General features: G+C 40.5%; 5 protein-coding genes. All 5 read right to left on the reverse strand.

The window, feature by feature from the left end:
• Positions 1-377 (reverse strand): BRO-N domain-containing protein (locus B0181_RS11435; RefSeq protein ID WP_282956015.1); only part of this gene is annotated, 377 nt, incomplete at its 3' end.
• Positions 378-751: 374 nt separating this feature from the next.
• Positions 752-1546, reverse strand: coding sequence for a hypothetical protein (locus tag B0181_RS11440; RefSeq protein ID WP_078277620.1), 795 nt, complete (start codon positions 1544-1546; stop codon positions 752-754).
• Positions 1547-1571: 25 nt separating this feature from the next.
• On the reverse strand, positions 1572-2180 hold the full coding sequence (locus B0181_RS11445; RefSeq protein ID WP_078277621.1) for a hypothetical protein: 609 nt from the start codon (positions 2178-2180) through the stop codon (positions 1572-1574).
• Entirely contained in the window at positions 2177-2350 is a 174-nt protein-coding gene (locus B0181_RS12240; RefSeq protein WP_165474546.1) for a YdcA family protein, read from the reverse strand. Before B0181_RS12240 ends, B0181_RS11445 begins: the two co-directional genes overlap by 4 nt.
• 146 nt (positions 2351-2496) lie before the next feature.
• On the reverse strand, positions 2497-2763 hold a 267-nt coding region (locus tag B0181_RS11450; protein WP_158078979.1), incomplete at its 5' end, for an antiterminator Q family protein.

Raw genomic sequence — 2763 nt, forward strand, 5'->3', positions numbered from 1 at the left:
TTAGCACCTACCAAAGCACTGATGGCTTGGCGTAGTGGGGTGCGGTCGGCGGCAGTGGTTTGAATACCCACTTCTTTATCCAAAATATCTAGCACCCATTTACGAAATTCTTTTGCCACAGTGGTGCGTGAAAACATGGCGACAAGGTGGCAACCACGAAGTGAGAAAATGCGGATTTTGGCATTTTTCATTTTTGGGTTATCCACAAGGGCGGTCATGCTGTCAGTGAATTCGTCAGCTTTGCGGTTGTAAGTCTTAGTTACACCATCAACTTCAGCATAACCCAAAGCCCTTGCAAGCTCGGCAGAAGTTAGCCAAATTTGGTCATCTACTTTAGCAGGAGTTAGAGTGATATTTTGAAAAGTTAAAACTGTCATCTTTCTATACCTTTTTGATAGGTTGAATTTTACCCTATTTCTCGTACGGTCAATTTGACCGTACGGAGCAATTTCTCCGAGAACCTTGATTTGGGGGTCTGGGGAAATTAGGGCGGCGAACGGCTCAAAACCTGTAGAAAGTCAGGCGGACTTATTCGTGTAGCGAACTACCTTATTTCGTCGCACCGTTCACCATAATCAAAAAGGATTATGCGATTTATGCACAGTTTCGGATTAACTTAGGAGCATAAAAATATCACGCTGACGGGGTGATTTACCGCTTTCTATAAGGCTTTTGAGACCTTACACATAATATACAACAAAAAACCCACTGTGTAAAGTGGGTTTTTTGTTGTATAGTTTTATCAAATTATCTATTGTATAGTCACCCTATCGAGTATCAACTGCAAAACATCAGCCTTAAACTGTTTGTTATCAAAGATAATTTGTCTCGTTTTGCCAGTACTTGTATGCACATCCAAACCATTGCTATACACTTGATAGCCTATCAATTGTTTATAGATTACATCAAATGATTTTTGCGAACCTAAAAACATAATACGTTTATTGGTGACAGCCAGATTACCTGTATCAACAACAACCACGTCTCTTTCGCTGACCATTCGACCTTTATGCTGCCCAACCCTAAAGCTGACGCCCTTGGCCACACGAACGCTCACACCTTGCGAACCGCCTTGGTAACTTCGTCTAACCACCCTTTCCTCCCGCAAAGAACAATCAAGCAGGAAATGTACCTGCTCATCTCTTTGCAGTAAAATCCCACCCGTTTCAATCACGGGCAGAATACCGTTTTGGATATTGCGCAATTCTTGATGTTCTAATAGCACCGCCATTTCTTTTGTTACCAATTCATTTTGTACACACAAAATATCTTTGATGGCAAGCAAATCACTTTCTTCTTGTTGTGTGATGATATTATCACTCATCATAGCTTTAAAAGCCGCTCTAAAAGCCTTTACTCCAACAATATTTAGGTCTTTCTCTGTTAAGCCATACTCTTGTATCAGCCTTTTGATGGTCTCTAGCTCATTATTAGTCACGACGCCATCAGCTATAATTTCGGTTAGTTGCTTGTCAAAGTCCCCAATTTTGAGCACTTTATCCATTTTAGCATTCCATTTGGCTTTAATACCTGCAAAAAATGACATTGCAACCCCTTATTTTAACAGAAAATCACCACTTCAAATCTTTAACATCAAACTCAAATTGAGCATTACCGTGACGTGTAAATGCTGCATCAAGAGTAACGGTTTTAGCTGATTTAAGTTTTTTGATGAATAAAGCGTTTTGCTCTAAAACAAACTCGTTGAAATCATCAATATCAACATCATCATCTTGTGCGTCCCTATATCCATTCCATGCTTTTCTATCAGCTAATAAGTTTACTGCATGACGGCTATCGTCCTGACGCCATACCGAATAATCCAGCGCATCTTTACCATCGAAGCTAATAGAAATATCGCAAATTATATCACAGTCAAATGTGCTTTCTGCCACCAAAAACCAAACTTTATCACCATACTCTGTAGATTGCAAGGTCATAATCATAGGAGAGCCATCATCAGGCGATCGGGCAAATTCAACTGTATTTATTGAGTGAAAAAGTGCCATTCTTCTAAAATCATCGCCAAACTCTTTATCTTTAAAATAAGTGATATTTTCAGGTTTGCGCTTTTCCACGCTCTTTTGTGAAACAGCGCCTCTAGTCGCACCTTCGGACTGCTCCGCTGTACAAGCCAACAGAGACAGCCCCAAAACAGCTGCGGCAATAAACTTTTTCATCTGCACACCTTTTTGGACTTGCTAATCGTTCCATCTTTGCACAAGAATTTACCGTCAGATGTACAAGTTTTAATACCGCCCTTTTTGCCACTACACGGTTTATTACCCTTGGCGTGTGCAGGTGCAACAACAACCAATGCTGCCATCAATACTGCTAGAATTTGTTTCATAACCTACTCCTTTGTTAACGGTAAACAAATCATAGCAAATGTAGCAACACTTTGGCAAGTATCTGTTACAAAAAACACCCCATCAAATAGATGGGGTGTCGTATAAGCGTAATTCCGCATTATGGTTATATTTTAGCACTTACTGGCTAGCCAGTCAAGCACCCTGCGATAAATGCACCTGCTTTATCCAATTCCTGTTTAACACGGTTTCGTCTGTTGCGTGGAATAATGCGCTTATCCATCTTATCGGCGATTGTTCGTTCACTCATGCCGCACAGATAATAAAAACAAAATATTTGATACTGCAGCAGGCTGTATCTTGCCAGCTTAGTTACCGCTTCATCAATTTGCAAGCCCCTATCGTCGTTCATCAAATAGCCTTTTGATGGCATGGGTACATTACCACGCATAAT

The organism is Moraxella caviae (assembly GCF_002014985.1).
Taxonomy (GTDB): Bacteria; Pseudomonadota; Gammaproteobacteria; order Pseudomonadales; family Moraxellaceae; genus Moraxella; species Moraxella caviae.

Excerpts from the sequence above, each read along its gene's own strand:
- B0181_RS11445 (WP_078277621.1), bottom strand. The coding sequence starts at position 2,180 with ATGAAAAAGTTTATTGCCGCAGCTGTTTTGGGGCTGTCTCTGTTGGCT.
- B0181_RS12240 (WP_165474546.1), bottom strand. The coding sequence starts at position 2,350 with ATGAAACAAATTCTAGCAGTATTGATGGCAGCATTGGTTGTTGTTGCA.
- B0181_RS11440 (WP_078277620.1), bottom strand. The coding sequence starts at position 1,546 with ATGTCATTTTTTGCAGGTATTAAAGCCAAATGGAATGCTAAAATGGAT.